This window comes from Allobosea rubneri (assembly GCF_032464875.1).
Taxonomy (GTDB): domain Bacteria; phylum Pseudomonadota; class Alphaproteobacteria; order Rhizobiales; family Beijerinckiaceae; genus Allobosea; species Allobosea rubneri.
This window is the reverse complement of sequence record NZ_JAWDID010000010.1, coordinates 118,360-141,548: the sequence shown is the minus strand read 5'-3', so window position 1 is coordinate 141,548 and position 23,189 is coordinate 118,360. Positions and strand designations below refer to the sequence as shown.

Genomic DNA, 23,189 nt, shown 5'->3' with positions numbered 1-23,189 from the left:
CCCCGGCACCGCCGCCTGCTCCTGCGGTTCCGGCGCGCCCGCTGCAATGGCGGGCGGAAAAATCTGCCACCGGCATCACCTTGTCGGGCTTCGCGCCCGATGCTGCTGCCAAGGCGGCCGCGGCGGAACTCGCCCGCGGGGCCCTGAACGGTGGGACGCTTTCCGACAAGACCAGTGTCGAGCCGAATCTGCGCAATGCCGCCGACTACGGTGCCGTGACGCGCTTCGCTCTTGGACTGCTGTCGAAGATCGAGCGCGGCAGCGTCAACCTGGCCGGCGGCAATCTTTCGGTTGCGGGCGCGGCGTCCGATCATGCGGGCTGGACGGCGCTGCAGGAGGCACTGAAGGGGCAGGCCCTGCCTGCCGGCCTTGCGCTTACCGGCGTGCCAGCTCTGACCATCAACCGCTACGGCTTCTCGGCCACGGTCGACAAGACCGGCGGCACGCTGACGGGGCATCTGCCGGACGCCGGTTCGAAGCAGGCGATCGCGGCCTTGATCGAGGCCTCGCCGCTGCATGGCAAGATCCAGGACGAGACGACGATCGTGCCGGCGGCGCCGGCGGGGTTCGGTGTCGCGGCGCGCAGTGCGGTTCAGGATTTGCTGCGGCTCGACCTCGGTTCGGTAAGCGTCGTGGATCACGAAGTCAGCGTCCAGGGATTGACCTGCCGCGATCTGATCCGCGCGGAGATCGAAACCAATGCCGCGGGCGGCCTTCCGGAAGGCTTCACCGGCAAGGCCGAGGTCGGTCTGCGCCAGACCGGTTGCGTCATCGATCCGCCCAGCACCTGCCAGAACGACCTCGATGCCTTGACCCAGCGCTACTATGTGATGTTCGGGCAGGGCACTGCGGTCGTGACGCTCGACCCCATTACCGAGCGGGCGATGACCGAGGCGGCGGCGATCCTGAAGCAGTGCCCGGCTTCGCGCGTCACCGTCGAGGGCCATGCCAATCTCGACGGCGAGCGCGCGGGCTTCAACAATCTCGACCTGTCGCGGCGGCGCGCCTTGCGGGTCCGCGAGGAACTCGTGCGGCGCGGGCTGGAACCCGACCAGCTCGAGGTCAAGGGCTATGGCGTCGAGCGGCCGCTGGTTGCCCATGGCGATACCGAAGCCAAGGTCAAGAATCGCCGCGTCCAGTTCACCGTCGCGAAATAGGGACGCAAGCCATGCTGTATCTCGCGCTCCATTTCGTCTGGTTCCTCGTGGCGGCCTTCGCCATCGGTCTGGTTTTCGGCTGGCTGACCTGCCGCGGCGGCTTGCGCGGTCTCATGTCGGGACCGGTGCTGCTCGTCGTTCTGCTCTGGGGTGGGGCGGCGGCACTGGTCTGGCTACGCGCCTTGAACAACCAGCCGGCCTTCTGGGTCGAAACCGGCCTGCTCTATGTCGCGGTCTATGCCGCCGGCTGCCTGGTCGGCTGTCTGCTGAAGGGCAGCGAGGTGGTGCCCGAGGCGGCGTTGGCCTTGCCGGCGCCGCGCTTGGCGCTGCCCCAGCCGGCTCCTGGTCTGCCGGCGCCAGCCGCAGCCGCGCGCTCCGCGTCAGCCGAGCCTGCGCCGATGCCGAAGCTCGACGGCGAGGATGCGATCGCCGGACGCCGGCCGGCGGGCTATGTCGCGGCGCGCGGCGGCGTTGCAGACGATCTCAAGCTGATCAAGGGCGTCGGCCCGCAGAACGAGGAGCGCCTGCACGCGCTCGGCATCTGGCATTTCAGCCAGATCGCGGCCTGGACGCCGGAGAATGTCGACTGGGTCGGCGGCTACCTCGCCTTCCCCGGCCGGATCGAGCGCGAGGAATGGGTCGCGCAGGCTGCGGCGCTGGCCGGAAATGCGGCGCCGGCCGATCGGGCGGCGCCCGTCTCCATGTCCGGTGCGGCTCTCGAAGGCATGCGGCCGGGCAATCTGCTCGCGTCGGCCCGCGACGGCAGGCCGGACGATCTCTCCCTGATCGACGGCGTCGGCAGCACCATCGCTGATAAGCTGAACGGGCTCGGTATCTGGCATTTCGACCAGCTCGCTTCGCTCGGGGCGGAAGAGCTGCGCTACATTGCACACCACACCGGTTTCCCGGGGCGCGACATCGCCGAGCAATGGCGGGCCGAGGCGCGCATCCTGGCCGCCGGTGGCGAGACGGCGCATTCGAGCGCAGAGAAGGAGCGGCGCGGCAGGGGGTAAGGAACCGGCCGATCGCCGGCGAGCCTGATATTGGCGCGCCGTCAGGCGGCGTGTTTCTCCGCGCGGCCGACCAGCCTGCCGATCCGTTTCGTCATGTCCCGGCTGCCGAGCAGCGGCGCGTGCCCCTGTCCCGGCGCGGTGAAGATCTCGCATTGCGGATGGCGCTCGGCCATCTCCGTCAAGGTCTGGTCGGCCAGAAGGTCGGAGTTCTCGCCGCGGATGCCGAGCACGGGGACGTGGTTCAGCGCGGCGAAATAGGGCCAGAGCACAGGCAGCGGCGCTTCGAGATCGAGCTCCTCGAGCGTCTTGAGCAGCCTTGGATCATAGTCTGGGACGAGCACGCCACTGCGCTCCGTCCAAGTGCGGCGGGCCATGATCTCCCATTCTCGGTCACCGAAGAGCGGAAACTGCTGGTCGGACAGCCGTTTCAGGATTTCGGCCCCCTCGGCGAAACTGCGCGGCGTCGGTAGCTTGCCGACATAGCCGCGGATGCGCAGCAGGCCGCGCGCATCGATCACCGGTCCGACATCGTTGAGCACGACGCCCTTGATCACGCTCGGCCGCGCCACAGCCAGCGCCATGGTCAGGAGCCCGCCGCGCGAGGTCCCGACGAAGGCCGCTTCCTCGATGCCGGTAGCCGCGAGAACCTGCATGAGATCGTCGAGCTCGACGCGAATGTCGTAATTGCGCCAGTCGCGGTCGTATTCCGAGCGGCCGCGCCCACGATAATCGAGCGCGAGGACGCGCCGGGGCTCGGCCGCATCGCTGCTCAGCGCCAGCGCCAGCTCGTGGAAGTCGGCCGCCGTGCGCGCGAGGCCGGGCAGGCAGATGACGGGCAGGGCACGCGCCGCGAGCGGGCCGTATTCACGCACATGCAGTTTCAGCCCGTCGCGGGCGCTGAAATAAAGCGAGCGGAATCCGTTATCGGCGTCCATGCGCGATCCTCTGGCGTGGTCGACAAGGCTTGTCGCATGCCGGCTCCGCTGCGGCAAAGCCCGTTCTCGCCTCTTTCGGGCGGGATGACCTACGCCTCACTCGCGCTTTCCACCGCGCTTCAGGTCCTGGTCGATCATGTAGGCGGTGCGCTGGTTCAAGCGTTGGCGATAGACCTGCAGGTTCTCCATGACGCGCTGGACATAGTTGCGCGTCTCGGTGAACGGGATGCGCTCGACCCAGTCGACGGCATCGACCTCGGGCAGGCGCGGGTCGCCATAGGCGGTGATCCATTTCTTCACATTGCCCGAGCCGGCATTGTAGGCGGCGAAGGTCAGGATGTAGGACCCCCGCCAGTCGCCGAGCAGGTCGTTGAGATGGGCGGCGCCCATCTTCGCCGAATAGAGCGGGTCCTTGGTCAGCCGTTCGAGCTCGAAGGGCAGCTGTGCCCGCCTAGCCGTCTCGCGCGCGGTCGCCGGCATCATCTGCATCAGCCCGAGCGCGCCGGCATGCGACACAGCCGCCGGGTCGAAGGCGCTTTCCTGCCGGGCGATGGCATGGACGATGGCCCGCTCCATCGGGTCGCCCAGGGTCGGGAACTCCGGCACGCCGAAAGTCGGGAATGCTGCCTCGTCCAGCGGGAAGCCGCGCTGCAGCGCGATCTTGCCGATGGTGAGGAGGGTCTTGGGGTCGCCGCGCTGGCGGGCGAGGTCGGCGATGGCCTCGAGAGCGGCGGTGTCGTGCAGGCGCTGCGACAGGTCGATCAGCAACTGGCCGGCAAGGTCGGGCGCCTCGATCTCGTAGAGCAGCTTGGCGGCCTTGAAGCCGGGCAGGTGCGCGAGCGGCGCCGCGACGGTACGCCTGACCGGCAGGTCGGTGAAGCCGAGCCGGGCGCGGGCAAGCTGGCCGTAATAGGCGACAGGGTGCTCGGCGGCGCGGGCATAGAAGGCCTTCGCTTCCTCGGCCTTGCCGAGGACGTCGGCAGCCCGGCCCTGCCAATAGGTGGCGCGGGCGACCGAGATTGGCGTCTCGGCAATCTTGGCGGCTTCGGCGAAGTGTTTCGCTGCCCGTTCCGCATCCTTCTCGAAGCGCAGCGCGATCCAGCCGGCATGCCATTCGGCGTCGATGCGTTCGGCCGCATCCTCGGCGCCATGGCTGGACACCACGGCATAGGCCGTCTTGGCGTCGCCATCGTCGAGCAGCCTGCGGGCGATCAGCCGGCGCTCGGTCCACCAGCCGTCGCCGTCGCCGAGCAGGGTCGGGTCGCGCGGGACCTCGGCAATGGCCTTTGCGGCATCCGCCGCCTTGCCGCTGCGGCGTGCCTGTTGCGCCTGCAGGAAAGCGAAGGAGATGTCCTTCTTCATGGCCGCCGGCAGGGCGTCGATCTGCTTCTGCGCGATCGGGCCCTTGGCCTTGGCCGAGGCGAGGCGAACCTTCGCCAGCGCGACATAGTCCTGCGAGACGCGCGCGGCATTGCGCAGCGCCTCCTCGCCTTTCCCGGCGAAGAGGTAGCGCTCGGTGCGCAGACGATGATCGGCGATGGTGAGTTTGTCGCCGAAATTGTCGAGCACGATCTTTTCGAGCCCGGCGCCGAGATGGTCGTTGAGCCAGGTCCGACGCGCCAGTGCCAGCGCTTCCTGCTGCTTGCCCTCGGCGGCAAGGGCCCGCGCGAGCGCGACGCGGCCGGCCGGGCTGATCGGCTCGCCGCCATGGAAGAAGGCGCGGACGGTCTCCGGGCTGCGGCGGTCGTTGATCAGCGCCGCCTCGGCGCGCCGGCGGAACGGCGTGGTGCCGGGATAGTTCGGGAATTCGTCGAGGAAGGCGTCGATGCGCTCGAAGCTCACCACATTGGTCAGGCTGCGCAGCGCCACCCATTCCAGCATGCCGCGCACCGCCTTGTCGTCGACGCCGCGGGCGACGGCGTCGCCTTCTTCCAGCTTGCCGGTCCGATAGGCCAGGACCGCCTTCTTCAGCGGTTCGAGGTCGATCCGCTCTTCCGGCCGGGCGATCTCGGCCGGCGGCACGGGCGATGCGGGCGGTTCGACCTGCGGCGCGAGCGAAACGGTGACGCCGACATCGACGCTGGTGTTTCCGGTATCTGCTGCAGGCGTGTTGACGCTCGCCAGCCGCTCTTCCTGAAAGGGATGCGAGCCGTCGGGGCCTGCCGAGCACGGGCCGGTTGCCACCAATATGAGCGTCAGGCCAGCTCCAAAGAGCCGTCGGCCCGGCGATAGCGCCATCGAGGGATCCCCCCTAGCGCACTTTCTCTCGGTCGGTCGAAAGCGGCCGAACGGGAGAAGGCGCGCAGCGTTACGAACTGGAGCACGTTCTCATCGCAAAAGAGCTGCCGACTTTTGCGGAACCTGCTCCGGCAAACAGAATCGTAGCAGTGGCCTATGCTCCGAGACGGAGCTTTATGAAGTCCTAACCATGCCGCCACGATAATTGATGGGTTGCCGGCTTTGCGGACTGCGACTGAAAGGCTATGTCTGTCGCCCGTTTTCCGCGCAACTATGTCGTTTTCAGGACCGCCCATGACCAAGCATGTGCCCTTCACCGGTTCGCTCACCGCGCTGGTGACGCCGTTCAAGGACGGCAAGATCGACGAAGCGACCCTGCGCGCGCTGGTCGACTGGCAGATCGAGAGCGGCAGCCATGGGCTCGTGCCCGTCGGCACCACCGGCGAAAGCCCGACGCTGAGCCATGCCGAGCACGGCGAGGTCACCGAGATCGTCATCGACCAGGCGAAGGGCAGGGTGCCGGTGATCGCCGGCGCCGGCTCGAACAACACCACCGAGGCGATCGCCCTGGCCAGGCACGCCGAGAAGGCCGGCGCCCAGGGGCTGCTCGTGGTCACGCCCTATTACAACAAGCCGACCCAGGAGGGCATGTACCAGCACTTCAAGGCGGTGAACGATGCCGTCGGCATCCCGATCATCATCTACAACATCCCGCCGCGCTCCGTCGTCGACATGTCGGTCGAGACGATGAAGCGGCTCTACGAGCTGAAGAACATCGCCGGGGTGAAGGACGCCACCGCCAATCTCGCGCGAGTCTCGCAGCAGCGTCATGCGCTCGGCCCGGACTTCATCCAGCTTTCGGGCGAGGACATGACGGCGCTGGCCTATATGGCAGCCGGTGGCCATGGCTGCATCTCGGTCGTCGCCAATGTCGCCCCCAAGCTCTGTGCCGAGCTGATGGTCTGCGCGCTCAAGGGCGATTATGCCGGCGCGCTGAAGCTGCAGGACCGGCTTGTGCCGCTGCATGACGCCGTGTTCAAGGAACCGGGCCTCGCCGGCGCCAAGCACGGGCTGAAGCTGCTCGGCCGCATTTCCGAGGAGGTTCGCCTCCCCCTGCTGCCGGTGACGCCGGCGACCGGCGAGGTCATTCGCGGCGCCATGGTTCACGCCGGCCTGCTCAATGCTTAAGTGAGGCGTTCGGCGGTCGCTATCCGCGGCCGCCGAAGCCGGAGTTTTCTGAATGAGCAAGCCCGATCCCGAGCGCTACAAGCTCGCGGCCGATAATCGCAAGGCCCGCTACAACTACGCGATCACCGAGACGCTGGAAGCCGGGATTGCCCTCCAGGGCACCGAGATCAAGTCCCTGCGCGGCGGCAAGGCGACGATCGGCGAGAGCTATGCCGGCCCGATGGGCACCGAGCTCTTCCTGTTCAACGCCCATATCCCGGAATATCTGGAAGCCAATCGCTTCAACCACGATGTGCGCCGGCCGAGGAAGCTGCTGCTTCACCGGCGCCAGATCGACAAGCTGATGGGCGCGATCCAGCGCGAAGGCTACACGATCATCCCGCTCAAGGTCTATTTCAACGACAAGGGCCGGGCGAAGGTCGAGCTCGGCCTCGGCAAGGGCAAGAAGCTCCACGACAAGCGCGAGACCGAGAAGACCCGGGACTGGAACCGCGACAAGGCACGGATCATGAAGACCGGGGGCTAGGGTCGGCTAGGTACAGTTTTTCCCCAACGGTCTCCGTCATTCCGGACAGGCCGCGCAGCTCCGCAAGCTATCCGCAACGCAGGGCCCTGTGACGGCTTCCGGCGCCCAGTTTCGCTGCGGCAGGAATGACAAAGGGAGGCACCTGCGCCGCGTCGGACTTCAAAGACGATTGAAGCCTCAGGTGTCGGTAGGCTCGTCGCTCTGGCGGATGCCGTAGCGCCGCTCCAGCCCCGGATGGGCGGGCGTGCCATGCCCGCTCGGGGCGCGGGCGCTGCGCTCGGCCGGGTCGCGTCCGACCTTCTGCATCAGATTGCCGAGCTCGACGAACTCGTCGCACTGCCGGCGCAGATCGTCGGCGACCATGGGCGGGTTGGTGTTGATGGTCGAGACCACTGAAACCTTGACGCCCTTGCGCTGCACCGCCTCGACCAGTGGCCGGAAATCGCCGTCGCCGGAAAACAGGTAGATCTGGTCGAGATGCGGCGCGAGCTCGAGCATCTCGATCGCCAGCTCGATGTCCATATTGCCCTTGACGCGCCGGCGTCCGGTCGCGTCGGTGAACTCCTTCGCCGCCTTGGTGATGACCCGGTAGCCGTTATAGTCGAGCCAGTCGACGAGCGGCCGGATCGAGGTGTATTCCTCGCTCTCGACCAGGGTGGTGAAGTAGAAGGCCCGGATTAGGTTGCCGCGGCCCTGGAATTCCTTGAGCAGCCGGCGGTAATCCATGTCGAAGCCGAGCTGCTTCGAGGTCGCATAGAGATTTGCGCCGTCAATGAAGAGCGCGATGCGCGGCTCGGCTGCCATGGCAATAACTCCCGCTGAAATTCACTCGATTATAAAGAATCTGAAACAAAGGCGTTGTAACAATGTCGAATGCCGGTCGAAATTCCGGCATCGATCGTACGCACTGAGGTGTTGCGCGGTGCTTTCTGGCGCGGTGAGGGCAGGGGCGGGACCGCTCAGCCCTTCGGGAATTCCAGTCCCATTTCGCGATAGCGCTCCGGATCGTCGCTCCAGTTCTCGCGAACCTTGACGAACAGGAAGAGGTGGACCTTCGCCTCGGCCGCCTCGGAGATTTCGATGCGGGCCTTCTGGCCGATCGCCTTGATGGTCTGCCCGCCTTCGCCGAGCACAATCTTGCGCTGGCTTTCGCGCTCGACATAGATCGTCTGCTCGATCCGGACCGAACCGTCCGGACGCTGCTGCCAGCTCTCCGTTTCGACGGTCGAGCGATAGGGCAATTCGTCGTGCAGGCGCTCGAAAATCTTCTCGCGCGTGATCTCGGCGGCGAGGAAGCGCAGCGGCGCATCCGAGATCTGGTCTTCCGGATAGAGCCACGGTCCGGGCTTCAGCCGCGTCTCGAGCCAGGTCAGAATATCCTTGACGCCGTAGCCGGTCAGCGCGGCGATCATGAAGGTCGTCTCGAACTTCCCGAGCTCGTTGACCTGAGCAGTGATGGCGAGCAGCTTCTCCTTCGGGATCGTGTCGATCTTGTTGAGGATCAGGAATTTCGGCTGCTTCAGCTCGGCGAGCTTCTCCAGCAGGCGCGTATTCTCCTCATGGTCGAAGCGCTCGACGTCGATCAGCACGCCGATCAGGTCGGCATCGCCGGCACCGCCCCAGGCGCTGGTGACCATTGCGCGGTCGAGCCGGCGCTTCGGCGCGAAGATGCCGGGCGTGTCGACGAAGATGATCTGGGTCGGTCCCGAGAGCGCGATGCCGCGCACCTGCGTCCGGGTCGTCTGCACCTTGCGCGAGACGATGGAGACCTTGGCGCCGACGAGCTGGTTGAGCAGCGTCGACTTGCCGGCATTGGGGGCGCCGATCAGCGCGACGAAGCCGCAACGGGTCGGCAGTTGAGGCTCAGCCATGCTCGCCCTCCGCATTTTCGTTCCACAGGCCCTGCCGGCGCAGGAGAGTTTCGGCGGCCGCCTGCTCGGCGAGGCGCTTCGAGCGCCCCTCGGCTTCCGCTTCCGAGAGCGTGCCGATCCGTACCACGATCCGGAACACCGGGGCATGGTCAGGTCCAGAGCGGCCGAGTTCCGCATAGGTCGGGGTCGGGTGGCCCTGACCCTGAGCCCATTCCTGCAGCGCCGTCTTGGCGTCGCGCAGCGGCGTGACGGGCTTCAGCAGGCGCTGGCCGAAGCCGGCCTCGACCAGCTTGCGGGCGGCGGCATAGCCACCATCGATGAAGACGGCGCCGATCACGGCCTCGCAGGCATCGGCCAGGATCGCCTTGTTCTTGCGCGCCCCGGCCAGGATCTCGCCTTCGCCGAGGCGCAGATGCGGGCCGAGCTCCCAGGCGGCGGCCACCTCGGCGCAGGTTTCCTTGCGCACGAGATCGGCGAGGCGGCGCGACATGTCGCCCTCGACCGCCTGCGGGAAGGTGGTGAACAGCATGTCGGCGATGGAGAGGCCGAGCACCCGGTCGCCGAGGAACTCCAGGCGCTGATAGCTCGCGAGCCGACGCTGGTCGGCGCTCATATGGGTCAGCGCCGTCTCCAGCAGGGAGCGTTCGGCGAAGCGGTGGCCGAGCTTTGCCTCGAGCCGCGAGAGCTCCGGCAGCTTGCGGCCGGTTTCACTGGTTTTCGTCACTTGATCGTCGTGAACAAGCGGTTCCAGCGCACGGTCCAGGGCCATTCCCAGATCCGCCAGGCAGAGGCGCCCTCGTCGATCGAGAAGAAGATGATCTCGGCGCGGCCGACGAAGTTCTCGAACGGCACGTAGCCGACGCTGCGGTCGCGCGAATCCAGCGAGTTGTCGCGATTGTCGCCCATCATGAAGAAATGGCCGGCCGGCACGGTGAACACCGGGGTGTTGTCGAAGGTGCCGGTGTCGCCCTCGCGCTCGATGATGTTGTGGCTGACGCCGTTGGGCAGCGTCTCGCGATATTGGATCGCCGGCGCCGTGCGGCCCCAGGGATCGGTGGTGGTGAAATCGGCGATGCGCTCGCGCTTCACCGCCTGGTTGTTGATGTGCAGCACGCCGTCGATCATCTGGATCCGGTCGCCCGGCAGGCCGATCACGCGCTTGATGTAGTCGGTCGAATTGTCGCTCGGCAGCTTGAACACGGCGATATCGCCGCGCTTCGGCTCGGCGGCCCAGACGCGGCCGTTGAACAGCGGCGGGCTGAACGGCACCGAGTGCTTGGAATAGCCATAGGTGTATTTCGAGACGAAGAGGTAGTCGCCGATCAGCAGCGTCGGGATCAGCGAGCCTGAAGGGATGTTGAAGGGCTGGAACAGCAAGGTGCGGATCACCAGCGCGATCAGCAGCGCCTGGACGACCACCTTGACGGTCTCCAGGAACCCGCCTTCGTCCTTGGCCTTGCTCTTGATTTCGGCGTCGTTGGCCACAAGGGGCTCCCGCTGGCTACCTGTTCGAATGCGCGGTCTAGCCGAATGTCGGGCAAGGGACAACGCGCATCGCGTCACGGCCTCGTGCGTGGCGGAACCTCCGGACGGCGCATGGCCGGCCTGCCCAGTGCGCGGGCGAAGTACAGCGATGCGCGTTGACGAAAATGCGGCACAAGAACAGTCTCGCGCGAGACTGGCGCTTTTGGGGGAATCAACATGAGTGCAAAGAAATACGCCGCCGAAGTCATCGGTACCTTCTGGCTGACCTTTGCCGGCTGCGGCAGCGCGGTCATCGCTGCCGGGTTCCCGCAAGTCGGCATCGGCCTGCTCGGCGTCGCGCTCGCCTTCGGTCTCACCGTCGTGACGATGGCCTATGCGGTCGGCCATATCTCCGGCGGACATTTCAACCCGGCCGTGACCATCGGTCTGGCGGCTGGCGGGCGTTTCCCGGCGAGCCAGGTCCCAGGCTACATCGTATCGCAGGTCATCGGCGGCATCGCGGCAGCGGCGGTGCTCTATTTCATCGCCAGCGGCGCTCCCGGCTTCGACGTCGCCAAGGGTTTCGCCTCCAATGGCTACGGCGAGCATTCGCCGGGCAAGTACGGGCTCGGCGCGGCCTTCGTCATGGAATTCGTCATGACCGCCGTCTTCCTCTTCGTGATCTTCGGCGCGACCAGCAAGCAGGCGCCGGTCGGCTTCGCGCCTCTGGCCATCGGCCTGGCGCTGGTGCTGATCCATCTCGTCAGCATTCCCGTCACCAACACCTCGGTGAACCCGGCGCGCTCGACCGGCCCGGCGCTGTTCGTCGGCGGCTGGGCGATCTCGCAGCTCTGGCTGTTCTGGCTGGCGCCGATCCTCGGTGGCATCTGCGGCGGCGTGCTCTATCGCTGGATCAACGACGAGGCCTGAGAAGGCATGGTCCCGGCGCTTCGGCGCCGGGCTTGTCGAAGAATTGACCGGTTGCCCCCGCGGGCGGCCGGTTTTTTGTTAGGCGAGGATCGGCCGCGCCTCGATTACCACGAAGGCCTGCGCCAGCGGCGGATCGTCCGTCAGCGAGACATGGACGATCGCCTCGTGCCCTGGCGGCGTCATCTCGGCAAGCCGCGCCGCCGCGCCGCCGCTCAGCTTCATGGTCGGCCGCCCGCCGGGCAGGTTGACCACCTCCATGTCGCGCCAGAACACGCCGTGGCTGATGCCGGTTCCGAGCGCCTTGGAGCAGGCTTCCTTGGCAGCGAAGCGGCGGGCATAGGAGGCCGCCCGGGTCGCCCTTCGGTCCGATTTCGCCTGCTCGCCTTCCGTGAAGACGCGCTGCGTGAAGCGCGTCCCGAAGCGCTGCAGCGAGTTCTCGATGCGGCGGATGTCGCAGAGGTCGGAGCCGATGCCGAGGATCATACGCCCGCTTTATCCGGCGGCGCGGCCCTCGTCCATCGCCTGGCGCATCAGGGCGATGGTTGTCTCAAGGCCGACGAAGATCGCCTCGCCGACCAGGAAATGGCCGATATTGAACTCGACGAAGGCGGGAACGGCGGCGAGCTTGCGCGCCGTGTCATAGTCGAGGCCGTGGCCGGCATGGACTTCCAGCCCGAGCGAGGCGGCGAAGGCTGCGCCCTTGGCGAGGCGCTGGAATTCGGCTTCGGCCTTGTCGGCATGCCCGTCGGCGACGGCATGGCACCATGTGCCGGTGTGAAGCTCGACCACCGGCGCGCCGAGCTCGGCCGCCATCGCGATCGGCGCCTCGTCCGGCTCGATGAACAGCGAGACACGGCAGCCGGCCGCTTTCAGACGGGCGATCGCAGGCGCCAGAGCTGCAGCTTGGCCGACGACGTCGAGTCCGCCTTCGGTCGTCCGTTCCTCGCGCTTCTCCGGCACGAGGCAGGCGGCGTGCGGCTTCAGCTTCTCGGCGAGGCCAATCATCTCCTCCGTCGCGGCCATCTCGAAGTTGAGTGGCTTCGAAAGCTCGCTCGCCAGCCGTTCCATGTCGGCATCGCGAATGTGGCGCCTGTCCTCGCGCAGATGCGCGGTGATGCCGTCGGCGCCGGCGGCGATGGCGAGGTGGGCGGCGCGGACCGGATCGGGCAGGGCGCCGCCGCGAGCATTGCGCACGGTGGCGACGTGGTCGACATTGATCCCAAGGCGCAGGCGGTTCTTCGGCATCGTCACGGTCCCCAGCTCCACGCTAGCCTGTACGCCCTGGCCGGCGCCGGCTCAAGGCAACGGAATTGATCGGCATCTTCAGCGTTGTTGATCGGTTGCGGTGCGCGCGAGTATTCGCGCCGGGTCGGCCCTTGCGGGAGCGAGCTGTTGTTAAGACCTGCGCGCTATTCTGCGCCGATGCAGTACTCCATCTCGGACCGAAAGCTCTTCGAAGCGGACGTTTCGCCGGATCGGCGCGATGCCAGTCAACCGCCCGATCGTTCGCTCGGCCGGGTGGTGTCGTGCTCCGGCGCGCGCGCCACCATCGTCGCGAGCGTCACCGGGCCGGCGTTGGGGCCCAACAATATCTGGGCAGTCGGTCGCCTGATCTCGATCAACCTGGGGGAAAGCCGGGTCGTCGGCCTCGTCTACCAGATGCGGGTCATGAGCTCGGGTTGGGACGAGAGCGGAGCGAATGCGATCGGCATCGACGTCGAGCTGCTCGGAGAGGTGGTCGACCTGCCGGATGGTCGCTGCCGTTTCCAGAGCGGGATCACGACCTATCCGCCGCTCGGCTCCTTGGCGCACCGCATCCGCTCGCGCGACCTCGCTGCCGTCCACGATCTCGGCGAGTGCGAAGGCGCCGAGATCGGCACGCTGTCGCAGGATGGCGCGATCCCGGCGACGGTCAGCATAGAGCGCCTGCTCTCGCGCCATTTCGCCGTGCTCGGCACCACCGGCGTCGGCAAGTCGAGCGCGGTCGCGCTCCTCCTTCGCAAGGCGGTGGAAGCCAAGCCCAATCTGCGGGTGCTGATCCTCGATCCGCACAACGAGTACGCCCATGCTTTCCCTGAGAATTCGGTCCGCATCGACGCCCAGACGCTCGACCTGCCGTTCTGGACCTTCCGTTTCGACGAGTTCGCCGACATCGTCTTCCGGGGCCGGCCACTGGTCGAGGACGAGGCCGAGATCCTGCGCGAGGTGATCGCCGTCGCGCGCAGCCGTTACCGGAGCGGCGCAGCCCACGACATGGTGCGCGATCTCGGCAGCAGCGTGCTGAAGCGGCCGCTCGACCTTGGCGCGCGCCGTCCTGCGGAAATGGGTGGGGCGGCCGGTCTGGCTGTGCCCTATCGGATCGCCGATCTCTTCGCCGCGATCGACGAGCTGATCGGCTTGCACGAGCAACGCTACCCGCGCGCCACGCTGCGGTCGCTGCGCGTGCGTCTGGAAACGCTGCACGCCGATCCGCGCTACGGCTTCCTCTTCGCGCATGCCAACAGCATCGAGACGATCGCGCCGGTGATCGGCCAGATCTTCCGCGTGCCGCATCAGGGCCGCCGGGTCACGGTCTTCCAGCTGGCCGGCCTGCCTTCCGAAGTGGTGAACGCGGTGGCCTCGAGCCTGGCGCGGCTCGCCTTCGACCTCGCAATGTCGAGCCGGGGCGGATACGAGATCCTGCTGCTCTGCGAGGAGGCGCATCGCTACGTTCCGCAGAATCAGGCGCTCGGCTTCGCTCCCACCCGTCAGGCCATTGCCCGCATAGCGAGGGAGGGCCGCAAATACGGTGCCTATCTCGGCATCGTCACGCAGCGTCCGGGTGAGCTTGACCCGACGATCCTGTCGCAGTGCTCCACCGTCTTCGCCATGCGCCTCGCCAACGAGGCCGACCAGCAGATCATCCGCGCGGCGATCGCCGACGCCTCGGCGAGCACGATCGCCTTCCTGCCCTCGATCGGCAATCGCGAGGCCATCGCCTTCGGCGAGGCGGTGGCGACGACGATGCGCATGCGCTTCCTCGACCAGCGGCCGGAAGAGCTTCCGGCAATGCTCGGTCACGAGCCCGGCGCGGCGCGCCGGCCGGAGCCCGGCCTGGAGGAGCTCGTCGCCCGCATGCGTGGGCTGTAGGCCGCGTCGGTAGGGATCTGCGAAAATCTTGCATCTGCGCGGCGCAAGCTGTAAGAGCGCCCTTCATCGTTTCCATCGCATCGACGACATCTGGAAGGAGCCCGCGGGATGGCTCGCGTTACCGTTGAGGATTGCATCGACAAGGTCGAGAACCGCTTCGAGCTCGTCCTGCTCGCGAGCCATCGCGCCCGCATGATCGCGTCCGGCTCCTCGATCCTGGTGCCGCGCGACAACGACAAGAACCCCGTCGTTGCCCTGCGCGAGATCGCAGAAGAGAAGCTGACCCCCGAGGATCTCAAGGAAGACCTCATCCACTCGCTGCAGAAGCATGTCGAGGTCGACGAGCCGGAGGCCGATCCGGTGCCGCTGCTGACCTCGCAGTCGCACGTCGCCACCCCCGATTCGGAAGTCCAGTTCGACCGGATGAGCGAAGAGGACCTGCTGCGCGGCCTCGACGGCCTCGTGCCGCCGACCGAGAGCGCCGACGACGAGGACTGAGCGCATCGCTCCGGCCCGCTGCCGGAGCGTCATGTGGAAAATCGTTGACGATGATCGCTAAAGCCCGGCGCTGCCGGGCTTTTTCATGCCCGCTGCGCAAGCAGGCGCCTTGCCGGCAGGCGCGCCCTTGCCGATATTGAACGGATCCAGGGAAGATGATCGGCGGAGCAGGGCCCGCATGGGCATGATGCGGCAATACGAGCTTGTCGACAGGGTCAAGCGCTACAATCCGAACACGGACGAGGACCTGCTCAACCGCGCCTATGTCTACGCCATGCGCGCGCATGGCACGCAGAAGCGTGCCTCGGGCGATCCGTTCTTCGCGCATCCGCTCGAAGTCGCGGCGCTGCTCACCGATCTCAAGCTCGATGACGCCACCATCGTCGCGGCGGTCCTGCACGACACCGTGGAGGACACCGAGGCGACGCTGGAGGAGATCGAGAACCTTTTCGGGCCCGATATCCGACGCCTCGTCGATGGCCTGACCAAGATCAAGAAGCTCGACCTCGTCTCCAAGAAGGCGGCGCAGGGCGAGAACTTCCGCAAGCTGCTGCTCGCCATCGTCGACGATATCCGCGTCTTGCTGGTCAAGCTCGCCGACCGGCTGCACAACATGCGCACCCTCCACTACATGGCGCCCGAGAAGCGCCTGCGCATCGCGGAGGAGACGGTCGAGATCTATGCGCCGCTCGCCGGCCGCATGGGCATGCAGGAATTGCGCGAGGAGCTCGAGGAACTCGCCTTCCGCCACATCAAGCCGGAAGCGCACGAGACCATCACCAAGCGGCTGGAGGAGGTGACCCAGCGCGAGGGGCGCGTCATCAGCGAGATCGAGAACGATCTCAAGGGCAAGCTCGCCGAGCGCGGCATCGAGGCCCAGGTCTATGGCCGGCGCAAGCGGCCCTACTCGATCTGGAAGAAGATGGAGCGCAAATCCGTCTCCTTCGAGCAGCTTTCCGACATTTTCGGCTTCCGCGTCATCGTCGACAAGCCGGAGGACTGCTACCGCGTGCTCGGCATCGTCCACATGACCTGGCCGATGGTTCCCGGCCGCTACAAGGACTACATCTCGACGCCGAAACAGAACGATTATCGTTCGCTTCACACCACCGTCGTCGGGCCAGGCCGCCAGCGCGTCGAGCTGCAGATCCGCACCGACAAGATGGACCGCGTCGCCGAATACGGCATCGCCGCCCATGCCCGTTACAAGGACGGACGCACCGCCGGGGCGATCGGCGAGGCGGATGAGAGCCGCGCCTATCAATGGCTGCGCCGCACCGTCGATCTCCTGGCCGAGGGCGACAATCCCGAGGAGTTCCTCGAGCACACCAAGCTCGAGCTTTTCCACGATCAGGTCTTCTGCTTCACGCCCAAGGGCCGGCTGATCGCGCTGCCGCGTGGCGCGACCCCGATCGACTTCGCCTATGCCGTCCACACCGATGTCGGCAACACCGCCGTCGGCGCCAGGATCAATGGCCGGATCGCGCCGCTGCTGACCGAACTGCAGAACGGCGACGAGGTCGAGATCACCCGCGCCGAGGGGCAGGCGCCGCCCGCGGCCTGGGAATCCCTTGCGGTGACCGGCAAGGCCCGCGCCGCGATCCGCCGAGCCACCCGCGCCGCCGTGCGCCGGCAATATGCCGGGCTTGGCCGCCAGATCCTCGAACGCGCCTTCCAGCGCGCCGAGCGGCCCTTCTCCGACGAGAAGCTCAAGGCGGCGCTGAAGCGTCTGGCACGCACCGCCGTCGACGACGTCTTTGCCGCCGTGGGGCGTGGCGAGATGTTCTCCGGCGATGTCGTGAGGGCGGTCTATCCCGATCTGGAGCCGGAGAAGCGTCAGGCGCTCGACGCAAAGGCCAAGGCCTCGCCCGTGGGCAAGGGCTGGTTCGAACTGCGCCAAGGCGGCGAGAACCTCAAGTTCAAGCTGCCGGAGGAGACCCCGGGCGCCGACGCGATCCCGATCCGCGGCCTCGGCGGCGATCTGCCGGTGCGCTTCGCGCCGGGTGGCGGCGCCGTGCCCGGCGACCGCATCGTCGGCATCCTGACGCCCGGCGAGGCGGTGACGATCTATCCGATCCAGTCGCCCTCGCTCGCTGCCTTCGACAATGAGCCGGAACGCTGGCTCGACGTGCGCTGGGATCTCGACGACAGCCGCCCGCAGCGCTTCCCCGCCCGGATCATGTTGAACTCGATCAACGAGCCCGGCTCGCTCGCCCAGATCACCACGACCATCGCCGAGCATGACGGCAATATCGACGCGGTGCAGATGGTGCGGCCGACGCCGGACTTCACCGACGTCACCATCGACCTGACGGTCTGGGACCTGAAGCACCTCAGCGCGATCATCAGCGAATTGCGCGAAAAGCGCGTGATCAGCCGGGTGGAGCGGGTGGTAGCCTAGGCGCTTTCGTCATGGTCGGGCTTGTCCCGACCATCGACGTCTTCCCTCGGGCAGCGCGGTGTTCAAGACGCGGATGCTCGCCACAAGGGCGAGCATGACGGTTTGAGATACGGCCTTGCTCACCCAGCCCGGAACGCCGCCGCCAGCTCCCTGACGAAGGCGTTGGCGCGCGGTGTCGAGACCTGGCTGCGCAGCACGACGTCGGAGGCGCCGAGCGCCGGCAGGCCCCAATCCGGTCCGATATCGACCGCCCCGCGCGGCGCGATGCGCACGGCGAGCGGCGCGACGCCGAGCCCACCGCCGACCGCCGCCAGGACTGCCGCCATGCCGCCGCCGATGAAGGCCTCGCGCCAGGCGATGCCGGCGCGTTCGAGCGTCGCGACGGCATGCAGCCGCAGTCGGCATTCCGCTACGAGATTGACCAGCGGCAGCGGCCCGTCCGGCCGCGCCAGGGATGGCATCGCGAACCAGCCGAAGACATCGCGGCGCAGCACTTCGCCGGTCCGACCCGGCCCGAGGCGTCTGACGATCGCGACATCGAGCTCGCCGCGTTCGTAGGCATCGTCCAGCGCCGCGGATGCCTCGATCCGCAGCCCGATGACGAGGCCGGGATCGTGTCGTGCCAGTCTCGCGAGCAGGGCAGGAGCGTCGGGACCCACCGCCTGCTCGCTGATGCCGATCGCGATCCTTTCCGCCGGCTGGGCGAAGGCGGCGAGCGCCCGCTCATGTGCAGCCATCAAGTCGCGTGCCGCAGGCAGGAAGCGCTCGCCCTCGGACGTCAGTCGGACGAGGCGCGGATGCCGCTGCAGCAAGGTCTGGCCGAGGCTTTGCTCGAGCCGCTTGATCCTTGTGCTGACAAGGGATTGCGCGGTGCCGAGCGCCTCGGCAGCCCGGGTGAAGCTGTTGAGCTCCGCCGTCCTCAGGAAGGCGGCGACTGCATCGAGGTCTAGCGATCCCATCATAGATATAAAATCCGTATCGCTGCTATCATAGGTGATACGGTTTTCGGATTTGATGGGCAAGCTTAGCTTGGCGGTATCGACGGTCACCTCGACCCAGCTATGGAGCCCCCAATGCCTTTGATCCGCATCTCGATGCGCCGCGGCCATCCGGCCTCGCATCCCGCCGCCATCGTCGACGGTGTCTATCGCGCTCTGCGCGCGACCTTCGAGGTCCCCGAGAACGACCTGTTCGCCGTCGTCCATCAGCATGAGGCGGAGGAATTCGTCTTCGACGCCAATTACTTCGGCTTTCAGCGTTCGGACCGGCTGGTCATCATCCAGATCACCGTCGCCAATACCCGCGGCGTCACTCAGAAGAAGGCGCTCTATGCCGCGATCGCCGCAAATCTGCAGCGCGAGCCGGGGTTGAGGCCGGACGACATCTTTATCAACCTGGTCGAGGTCAAGCGCGAGGACTGGTCGTTCGGCGGCGGCATCGCGCAATACGTGGCGTGACACTTTTCCAGTAAGTCGTCCCGGACAAGCGGCGAAGCCGCGCCGATCCGGGATCCATGCCGGAGCGGTTCAGGAATGAATCCCGGGTCTTCGCTGCGCTTCGCCCGGGATGACACGCGTCATTTGACCTGCACGATAGCGAAACCCTAACTGCGCGTCATGGAATGGAGCGACGAGGGCACGATCATCGGCGTCAGGCGGCACGGCGAGAGCGCCGTGATCCTAGAGGTGATGACGCGCTATCACGGACGCCATCTCGGTCTCGTCCGCGGCGGCCGCTCGAGCCGGCAGCAGCCCGTGCTCCAGCCAGGGAACGCGGTTTCGCTGAGCTGGCGGGCGCGGCTCGACGAGCATCTCGGCGAATACAAGGTCGAGCTGCTGACCTCCCACGCAGCGCGCTTGATGGCGAAGCCGGTGGCGCTCTACGGGCTCGCCAGCATCGCCGCCCTGCTACGGCTCCTGCCGGAGCGCGACCCGCACCCGGCCTTGCATGAAGGGCTCGGCGTTCTCATCGAGCACCTCGACGAGATCGGTCTCGCGCCGGCGCTGATCGTTCGTTTCGAGCTTGCCATGCTGGGAGAGCTCGGCTTCGGGCTCGACCTCAACCGCTGCGCGGTGACCGGCGCACGCGAGGAGCTGAGCCATGTCTCGCCGAAGTCCGGCAAGGCGGTGAGCCGCAAGGCTGCGGAGCCCTATCTCGACCGCCTGCTGGCCCTGCCGCGCTTCCTCAGCGAAGGGCAGGGGGCGAACCAGCCCCTCCCGGCCGAGATCGCGGCAGGCTTTGCGCTGACCGGCCATTTCCTGCGCCGGTACCTTTATGAGCCGCGCGGACTCGCCGAACCGCCCGAGCGGGCCCGGCTGCTGGAGCTGGCGACGAAAATCCACTGATTTTCGCAGCTTGTTCATCGGTAAACTTTGCAGTTGCCAGCGCGGGCCTGCATCTTCATGGGAAGTGATTCGCGGCCGGACGCGGCCGTAAAGTCGAGGTTGAGTGCACCATGGGTAAGCCTGTCGAGCCGCCGCCGGAGGAGGAATCCGAGCGCGTCGATCTGAAGACCGCGCTTGAGGAGCGCTATCTCGCCTATGCGCTCTCCACCATCATGCACCGTGCCTTGCCGGATGCGCGCGACGGGCTGAAGCCCGTCCACCGCCGCATCCTGCACGCCATGCGCCTGCTCCGGCTCGATCCCGGCCAGGTCCATAAGAAATGCGCCCGCATCGTCGGCGACGTCATCGGTAAGTTCCACCCGCATGGCGACCAGTCGGTCTACGACGCGCTGGTGCGCCTCGCCCAGGATTTCGCCCAGCGCTACCCGCTCGTCGACGGACAGGGCAATTTCGGCAATATCGACGGCGATAACGCCGCCGCCTACCGCTATACCGAAGCGCGCATGACCGAGGTCGCGCGCCTCCTGCTCGACGGCATCGAGGAGGACGCGGTCGATTTCCGCGAGACCTATAATGGCGAGGACGAGGAACCGGTCGTCCTGCCGGCCGCCTTCCCGAACCTTCTGGCCAATGGCTCGCAGGGCATCGCGGTCGGCATGGCGACCTCGATCCCGCCGCACAACGCCGCCGAGCTCTGCGACGCCGCGCTCTACCTGATCCAGCACCCGGAGACGACCTCCGAGCAGCTGATGACCTTCGTGCCGGGGCCGGATTTCCCGACGGGCGGCATCATCGTCGAGAGCCGGGCCTCGATGATCGAGACCTATACCACCGGCCGCGGCGCCTTCCGCACCCGCGCCCGCTGGGTCAAGGAGGATCTGGAGCGGGGCGCCTGGCAGGTCGTCGTCACCGAGATCCCCTACATGGTCTCGAAGGGGCGCCTGATCGAGAAGATCGCCGAGCTCCTGAACGAGCGGAAGCTGCCGCTGGTCGCCGACCTCCGCGACGAGTCGGCCGAGGATATCCGCATCGTCATCGAGCCGCGCGCCCGCAATGTCGACGCCGCCCTGATGATGGAATCGCTGTTCCGGCTCTCCGAGCTGGAAGCGCGCATTCCGATGAACATGAACGTGCTGACCGGCGGGCTGGTGCCGCGCGTGCTCGGCCTCAACGAGGCTCTGCGCGCCTGGCTCGACCATCGCCGCGACGTGCTGCTGCGCCGCTCGCGCTTCCGCCTCGGCCAGATCGAGAAGCGCCTCGAAATCCTGCGCGGCCTGCTGATCGTCTATCTCGATCTCGACCGGGTGATCAAAATCATCCGCGAGGAGGACGAGCCGAAGATCGAGCTGATGCGCTTCTTCGAGCTCACCGAGATCCAGGCCAACGCCATCCTCGACACCAGGCTGCGGGCGCTGCGCAAGCTCGAGGAGATGCAGCTCAAGACCGAGCTCGACGAGCTGACCGCCGAGAAGGGCCAGATCGAGGGGCTGCTCGCCTCCGAGGCGACGCAGTGGAAGACCATCTCCTGGGACATCCGCGAGGTGAAGAAGCTGTTCGGGCCGGAGACCGAGATCGGCAAGCGCCGCACCAGCTTCGCCGACATGCCCGAGACCACCGAGGTCGACCTGACCCAGGCCATGGTCGAGCGCGAGCCGGTGACGGTGGTGATCTCGAAGAAGGGCTGGATCCGGGCGCTGAAGGGCCATGTCCAGGACCTGTCGAGCCTCTCCTTCAAGGGCGATGATGGCTTGCGCACTGCCTTCTTCACCGAGACCACGGCGAAGATCCTGGTAATGGCGACGAATGGCAAGGTCTTCACGCTGGAGGCCTCGAAGCTGCCCGGCGGGCGCGGCTTCGGCGATCCGATCCGCCTGATGATCGAGCTGGAGGAGAGCGCCGAGATCGTCGCCGCCTTCCCCTATCGGCCAGGGCTGAAGCTGCTGATGGCGACGACCGAAGGGCGCGGCTTCGTGGTCTCGAGCGACGACATCGTCGCCAACACCCGCAAGGGTAAGCAGGTGCTGAACGTCGAGGCGCCGGTCGAGGCGATGCTCGCCGTGCCGGCCGAGGGCGACCATGTCGCGATCATCGGCCAGAACCGCAAGCTGCTCTGCTTCCCGATCTCGGAAGTCGCGGAGATGAGCCGCGGCAAGGGCGTCAAGCTGCAGCGCTACAAGGATGGCGGGCTTTCCGATGCCAAGGTCTTCCCCCTGGCCGACGGGCTGACCTGGCTCGACACTTCGGCGCGGACCTGGACGGTGCCACAGGCCGAGCTGATCGACTGGCTCGGCCATCGCGCCGAATCCGGCCGGCTGCCGCCCAAGGGCTTCCCGAAGAACAACAAGTTCGGCGGGTAAGCGACGCAGCAGCCGGCCGGCCTTCCGGCGCTATCGGCCGGTCTGCTGAGGCGTCGGCCAGCCGACCGAGCGGCCGAGATCGGTGGTGTGGCAGGCCGAGAGGGCAAGCGCCAGCAGGCTGGCGGCGATCAGGCGTGACATGAAACTGCTCCGGTGGGTTGTGCAGGGTGGGTGAACGGGACGGCGCGCCGCGTTGGCTCAGTTTTGGCCGGGCGGCGGCGATCCAAGCGCGGCTTCGATCGTGCGCCGATGCGCGCCGGCGACCAGCAGGCAGAGGGTGAGCAGGGCCAAGGCGGGTAGCGGCGAGCCGGGCAGGACCGTGAGATGTGTCAGGGCGGCGCCGGCCATTGTCGCCGCTAGCAATAGGGCGGCAAATCCGGCGAGCGCGGGCAGGAGCAGGGCGGCAGCGCCTGCGAGCTCGATCGCGCCGGTCAGATAGCGGAACCATTGCCCGAGGCCGATCGTGCCGAAGGCCTCGACCATGGGCTGGGCACCGGCGAGCTTGGCGCCGCCAGCGGCCGCGAAGACGGCTGCGAGAACCGCCTTGACGGCCCACAGGGCGAGCCTGCGCCAGCGTGGGGCCTCCGGGATTTCAAGGGCTGGCATCGATCTCTCCGGGGAATTCCACAGGGCGCGATTGGCGGTTGTTCGCTTTCGCCACATGGAATTCGGGAGTAGAGATCGAAATGACAAGTAGGACGGATTTACTGGTATAGTATGAAAAACGAGACTAATGGGATCGAGCCCTCGTCAGCTGGGGCGGAACACCTTGCGGAGCCGGATACTTGTCCGAGCGTGGAGGTGGTCGAGCAGTTCCATGCCGCCATGCGCATGCTGACCGGCAAGTGGAAGGCCGAAATTCTCTGGCGGCTCGGACATGGCACTATGCGCTTCGGCGAGCTGCGGCGCGCGATTCCCGGTATCACCCAGCACATGCTGACGACACAGCTTCGGGATCTAGAGGCGCATGGTCTTGTCAGGCGCACGATCTACCCGGAGGTGCCTCCGCGCGTGGAGTACGAATTGACGCCGTCAGCCCGCGATCTCGGCCCGGTGTTCAACGAGATCAGGATCTGGTCCGACAAGCACGCGGTCGCGCTCAGCCGACCGACTTGAGCACGCTGGGTCGAGCTGGCT

Annotated in this window: 22 protein-coding genes; 12 read left to right on the top strand and 10 right to left on the bottom strand. The window is 66.9% G+C overall.

Annotated elements, in window-relative coordinates; all coding sequences use genetic code 11:
- Both RKE40_RS09500 and RKE40_RS09495 read left to right on the top strand, forming a co-directional pair.
- Positions 1–1,157: OmpA family protein (locus RKE40_RS09500; RefSeq protein ID WP_316017981.1), on the top strand; the 1,157-nt coding region annotated here is incomplete at its 5' end.
- Between the two features lie 11 nt (positions 1,158–1,168).
- Positions 1,169–2,170 (top strand): hypothetical protein, encoded by a 1,002-nt coding sequence (locus RKE40_RS09495; protein ID WP_316017980.1) that lies wholly within the window; start codon positions 1,169–1,171, stop codon positions 2,168–2,170.
- 41 nt (positions 2,171–2,211) lie between these two features.
- Here RKE40_RS09495 and RKE40_RS09490 read toward each other — a convergent pair whose 3' ends face one another.
- Complete coding sequence (locus RKE40_RS09490) at positions 2,212–3,105, bottom strand: alpha/beta fold hydrolase (RefSeq protein ID WP_316017979.1); 894 nt, start codon at positions 3,103–3,105, stop codon at positions 2,212–2,214.
- A 96-nt stretch (positions 3,106–3,201) separates the two neighbouring features.
- Positions 3,202–5,289 carry a lytic transglycosylase domain-containing protein gene (locus RKE40_RS09485; protein WP_316017978.1) on the bottom strand — a complete coding sequence of 696 codons (2,088 nt, stop codon included), beginning with the start codon at positions 5,287–5,289 and terminating at the stop codon, positions 3,202–3,204.
- A 348-nt stretch (positions 5,290–5,637) separates the two neighbouring features.
- On the opposite strand from RKE40_RS09485, the gene dapA reads away from it, so the two are divergent.
- Positions 5,638–6,531, top strand: a complete 894-nt coding sequence (gene dapA / locus RKE40_RS09480) for a 4-hydroxy-tetrahydrodipicolinate synthase (RefSeq protein ID WP_316017977.1) — start codon at positions 5,638–5,640, stop codon at positions 6,529–6,531.
- Positions 6,532–6,583: 52 nt separating this feature from the next.
- A complete protein-coding gene (gene smpB / locus RKE40_RS09475) occupies positions 6,584–7,057 on the top strand; it encodes an SsrA-binding protein SmpB (RefSeq protein ID WP_316017976.1) in 474 nt (157 codons plus the stop codon).
- 177 nt (positions 7,058–7,234) lie between these two features.
- Here the strand turns inward: smpB and RKE40_RS09470 are convergent, their stop codons facing one another.
- From RKE40_RS09470 to lepB, 4 genes are all read right to left on the bottom strand, one after another.
- Positions 7,235–7,861: a LabA-like NYN domain-containing protein gene (locus tag RKE40_RS09470; RefSeq protein WP_316017975.1), complete on the bottom strand. Its 627-nt coding sequence runs from the start codon at positions 7,859–7,861 to the stop codon at positions 7,235–7,237.
- Between the two features lie 155 nt (positions 7,862–8,016).
- Positions 8,017–8,943, bottom strand: a complete 927-nt coding sequence (era, locus tag RKE40_RS09465; RefSeq protein ID WP_390893299.1) for a GTPase Era — start codon at positions 8,941–8,943, stop codon at positions 8,017–8,019.
- On the bottom strand, positions 8,921–9,652 hold the full coding sequence (rnc, locus tag RKE40_RS09460) for a ribonuclease III (RefSeq protein WP_316017973.1): 732 nt from the start codon (positions 9,650–9,652) through the stop codon (positions 8,921–8,923). The genes era and rnc overlap by 23 nt, the downstream gene beginning before the upstream one ends.
- The gene (lepB, locus tag RKE40_RS09455) at positions 9,649–10,413 is read right to left on the bottom strand and encodes a signal peptidase I (protein ID WP_316017972.1); all 765 of its coding nucleotides are present in this window, start codon (positions 10,411–10,413) and stop codon (positions 9,649–9,651) included. Before lepB ends, rnc begins: the two co-directional genes overlap by 4 nt.
- A 216-nt stretch (positions 10,414–10,629) precedes the next feature.
- On the opposite strand from lepB, the gene aqpZ reads away from it, so the two are divergent.
- A complete protein-coding gene (gene aqpZ, locus RKE40_RS09450) occupies positions 10,630–11,322 on the top strand; it encodes an aquaporin Z (protein ID WP_316017971.1) in 693 nt (230 codons plus the stop codon).
- A gap of 78 nt (positions 11,323–11,400) precedes the next feature.
- Here the strand turns inward: aqpZ and acpS are convergent, their stop codons facing one another.
- Both acpS and RKE40_RS09440 read right to left on the bottom strand, forming a co-directional pair.
- Positions 11,401–11,805: a holo-ACP synthase gene (gene acpS / locus RKE40_RS09445; RefSeq protein WP_316017970.1), complete on the bottom strand. Its 405-nt coding sequence runs from the start codon at positions 11,803–11,805 to the stop codon at positions 11,401–11,403.
- Positions 11,806–11,814: 9 nt separating this feature from the next.
- Complete coding sequence (locus tag RKE40_RS09440) at positions 11,815–12,567, bottom strand: pyridoxine 5'-phosphate synthase (RefSeq protein WP_316017991.1); 753 nt, start codon at positions 12,565–12,567, stop codon at positions 11,815–11,817.
- A gap of 147 nt (positions 12,568–12,714) precedes the next feature.
- On the opposite strand from RKE40_RS09440, the gene RKE40_RS09435 reads away from it, so the two are divergent.
- The 3 genes from RKE40_RS09435 to RKE40_RS09425 all read left to right on the top strand — a co-directional run bounded on the left by RKE40_RS09435 (position 12,715) and on the right by RKE40_RS09425 (position 17,350).
- A complete protein-coding gene (locus RKE40_RS09435) occupies positions 12,715–14,451 on the top strand; it encodes an ATP-binding protein (RefSeq protein WP_316017969.1) in 1,737 nt (578 codons plus the stop codon).
- A gap of 108 nt (positions 14,452–14,559) precedes the next feature.
- Positions 14,560–14,949, top strand: a complete 390-nt coding sequence (gene rpoZ / locus RKE40_RS09430; RefSeq protein WP_291640156.1) for a DNA-directed RNA polymerase subunit omega — start codon at positions 14,560–14,562, stop codon at positions 14,947–14,949.
- A 184-nt stretch (positions 14,950–15,133) separates the two neighbouring features.
- Positions 15,134–17,350, top strand: coding sequence for a RelA/SpoT family protein (locus RKE40_RS09425; protein WP_316017990.1), 2,217 nt, complete (start codon positions 15,134–15,136; stop codon positions 17,348–17,350).
- Positions 17,351–17,469: 119 nt separating this feature from the next.
- On the opposite strand, the gene RKE40_RS09420 is transcribed toward RKE40_RS09425, so the two are convergent.
- Entirely contained in the window at positions 17,470–18,312 is an 843-nt protein-coding gene (locus tag RKE40_RS09420; protein ID WP_316017968.1) for a LysR family transcriptional regulator, read from the bottom strand.
- A gap of 111 nt (positions 18,313–18,423) precedes the next feature.
- On the opposite strand from RKE40_RS09420, the gene RKE40_RS09415 reads away from it, so the two are divergent.
- The 3 genes from RKE40_RS09415 (at position 18,424) to parC (ending at position 22,052) form a co-directional block, all read left to right on the top strand.
- Complete coding sequence (locus RKE40_RS09415) at positions 18,424–18,807, top strand: tautomerase family protein (RefSeq protein WP_316017967.1); 384 nt, start codon at positions 18,424–18,426, stop codon at positions 18,805–18,807.
- 159 nt (positions 18,808–18,966) lie between these two features.
- Positions 18,967–19,695 (top strand): DNA repair protein RecO, encoded by a 729-nt coding sequence (gene recO / locus RKE40_RS09410; RefSeq protein ID WP_316017966.1) that lies wholly within the window; start codon positions 18,967–18,969, stop codon positions 19,693–19,695.
- 110 nt (positions 19,696–19,805) lie between these two features.
- Positions 19,806–22,052, top strand: a complete 2,247-nt coding sequence (gene parC / locus RKE40_RS09405; protein ID WP_316017965.1) for a DNA topoisomerase IV subunit A — start codon at positions 19,806–19,808, stop codon at positions 22,050–22,052.
- A gap of 198 nt (positions 22,053–22,250) precedes the next feature.
- Here the strand turns inward: parC and RKE40_RS09400 are convergent, their stop codons facing one another.
- The gene (locus RKE40_RS09400) at positions 22,251–22,658 is read right to left on the bottom strand and encodes a DoxX family protein (protein ID WP_316017964.1); all 408 of its coding nucleotides are present in this window, start codon (positions 22,656–22,658) and stop codon (positions 22,251–22,253) included.
- A gap of 189 nt (positions 22,659–22,847) precedes the next feature.
- On the opposite strand from RKE40_RS09400, the gene RKE40_RS09395 reads away from it, so the two are divergent.
- A complete protein-coding gene (locus tag RKE40_RS09395; RefSeq protein ID WP_390893298.1) occupies positions 22,848–23,168 on the top strand; it encodes a winged helix-turn-helix transcriptional regulator in 321 nt (106 codons plus the stop codon).
- Positions 23,169–23,189 lie beyond the last annotated feature (21 nt).

What these genes read in the sequence shown, in the direction of transcription:
- RKE40_RS09440 (WP_316017991.1), bottom strand. Translation starts at nt 12,567, where the DNA reads ATGCCGAAGAACCGCCTGCGCCTTGGGATCAATGTCGACCACGTCGCC.
- RKE40_RS09415 (WP_316017967.1), top strand. Translation starts at nt 18,424, where the DNA reads ATGCCTTTGATCCGCATCTCGATGCGCCGCGGCCATCCGGCCTCGCAT.
- parC (WP_316017965.1), top strand. Translation starts at nt 19,806, where the DNA reads ATGGGTAAGCCTGTCGAGCCGCCGCCGGAGGAGGAATCCGAGCGCGTC.
- smpB (WP_316017976.1), top strand. Translation starts at nt 6,584, where the DNA reads ATGAGCAAGCCCGATCCCGAGCGCTACAAGCTCGCGGCCGATAATCGC.
- RKE40_RS09420 (WP_316017968.1), bottom strand. Translation starts at nt 18,312, where the DNA reads ATGATGGGATCGCTAGACCTCGATGCAGTCGCCGCCTTCCTGAGGACG.
- RKE40_RS09490 (WP_316017979.1), bottom strand. Translation starts at nt 3,105, where the DNA reads ATGGACGCCGATAACGGATTCCGCTCGCTTTATTTCAGCGCCCGCGAC.
- aqpZ (WP_316017971.1), top strand. Translation starts at nt 10,630, where the DNA reads ATGAGTGCAAAGAAATACGCCGCCGAAGTCATCGGTACCTTCTGGCTG.
- acpS (WP_316017970.1), bottom strand. Translation starts at nt 11,805, where the DNA reads ATGATCCTCGGCATCGGCTCCGACCTCTGCGACATCCGCCGCATCGAG.
- RKE40_RS09495 (WP_316017980.1), top strand. Translation starts at nt 1,169, where the DNA reads ATGCTGTATCTCGCGCTCCATTTCGTCTGGTTCCTCGTGGCGGCCTTC.
- recO (WP_316017966.1), top strand. Translation starts at nt 18,967, where the DNA reads ATGGAATGGAGCGACGAGGGCACGATCATCGGCGTCAGGCGGCACGGC.
- RKE40_RS09400 (WP_316017964.1), bottom strand. Translation starts at nt 22,658, where the DNA reads ATGCCAGCCCTTGAAATCCCGGAGGCCCCACGCTGGCGCAGGCTCGCC.
- RKE40_RS09470 (WP_316017975.1), bottom strand. Translation starts at nt 7,861, where the DNA reads ATGGCAGCCGAGCCGCGCATCGCGCTCTTCATTGACGGCGCAAATCTC.
- rpoZ (WP_291640156.1), top strand. Translation starts at nt 14,560, where the DNA reads ATGGCTCGCGTTACCGTTGAGGATTGCATCGACAAGGTCGAGAACCGC.
- dapA (WP_316017977.1), top strand. Translation starts at nt 5,638, where the DNA reads ATGACCAAGCATGTGCCCTTCACCGGTTCGCTCACCGCGCTGGTGACG.
- RKE40_RS09425 (WP_316017990.1), top strand. Translation starts at nt 15,134, where the DNA reads ATGATGCGGCAATACGAGCTTGTCGACAGGGTCAAGCGCTACAATCCG.
- era (WP_390893299.1), bottom strand. Translation starts at nt 8,943, where the DNA reads ATGCGGAGGGCGAGCATGGCTGAGCCTCAACTGCCGACCCGTTGCGGC.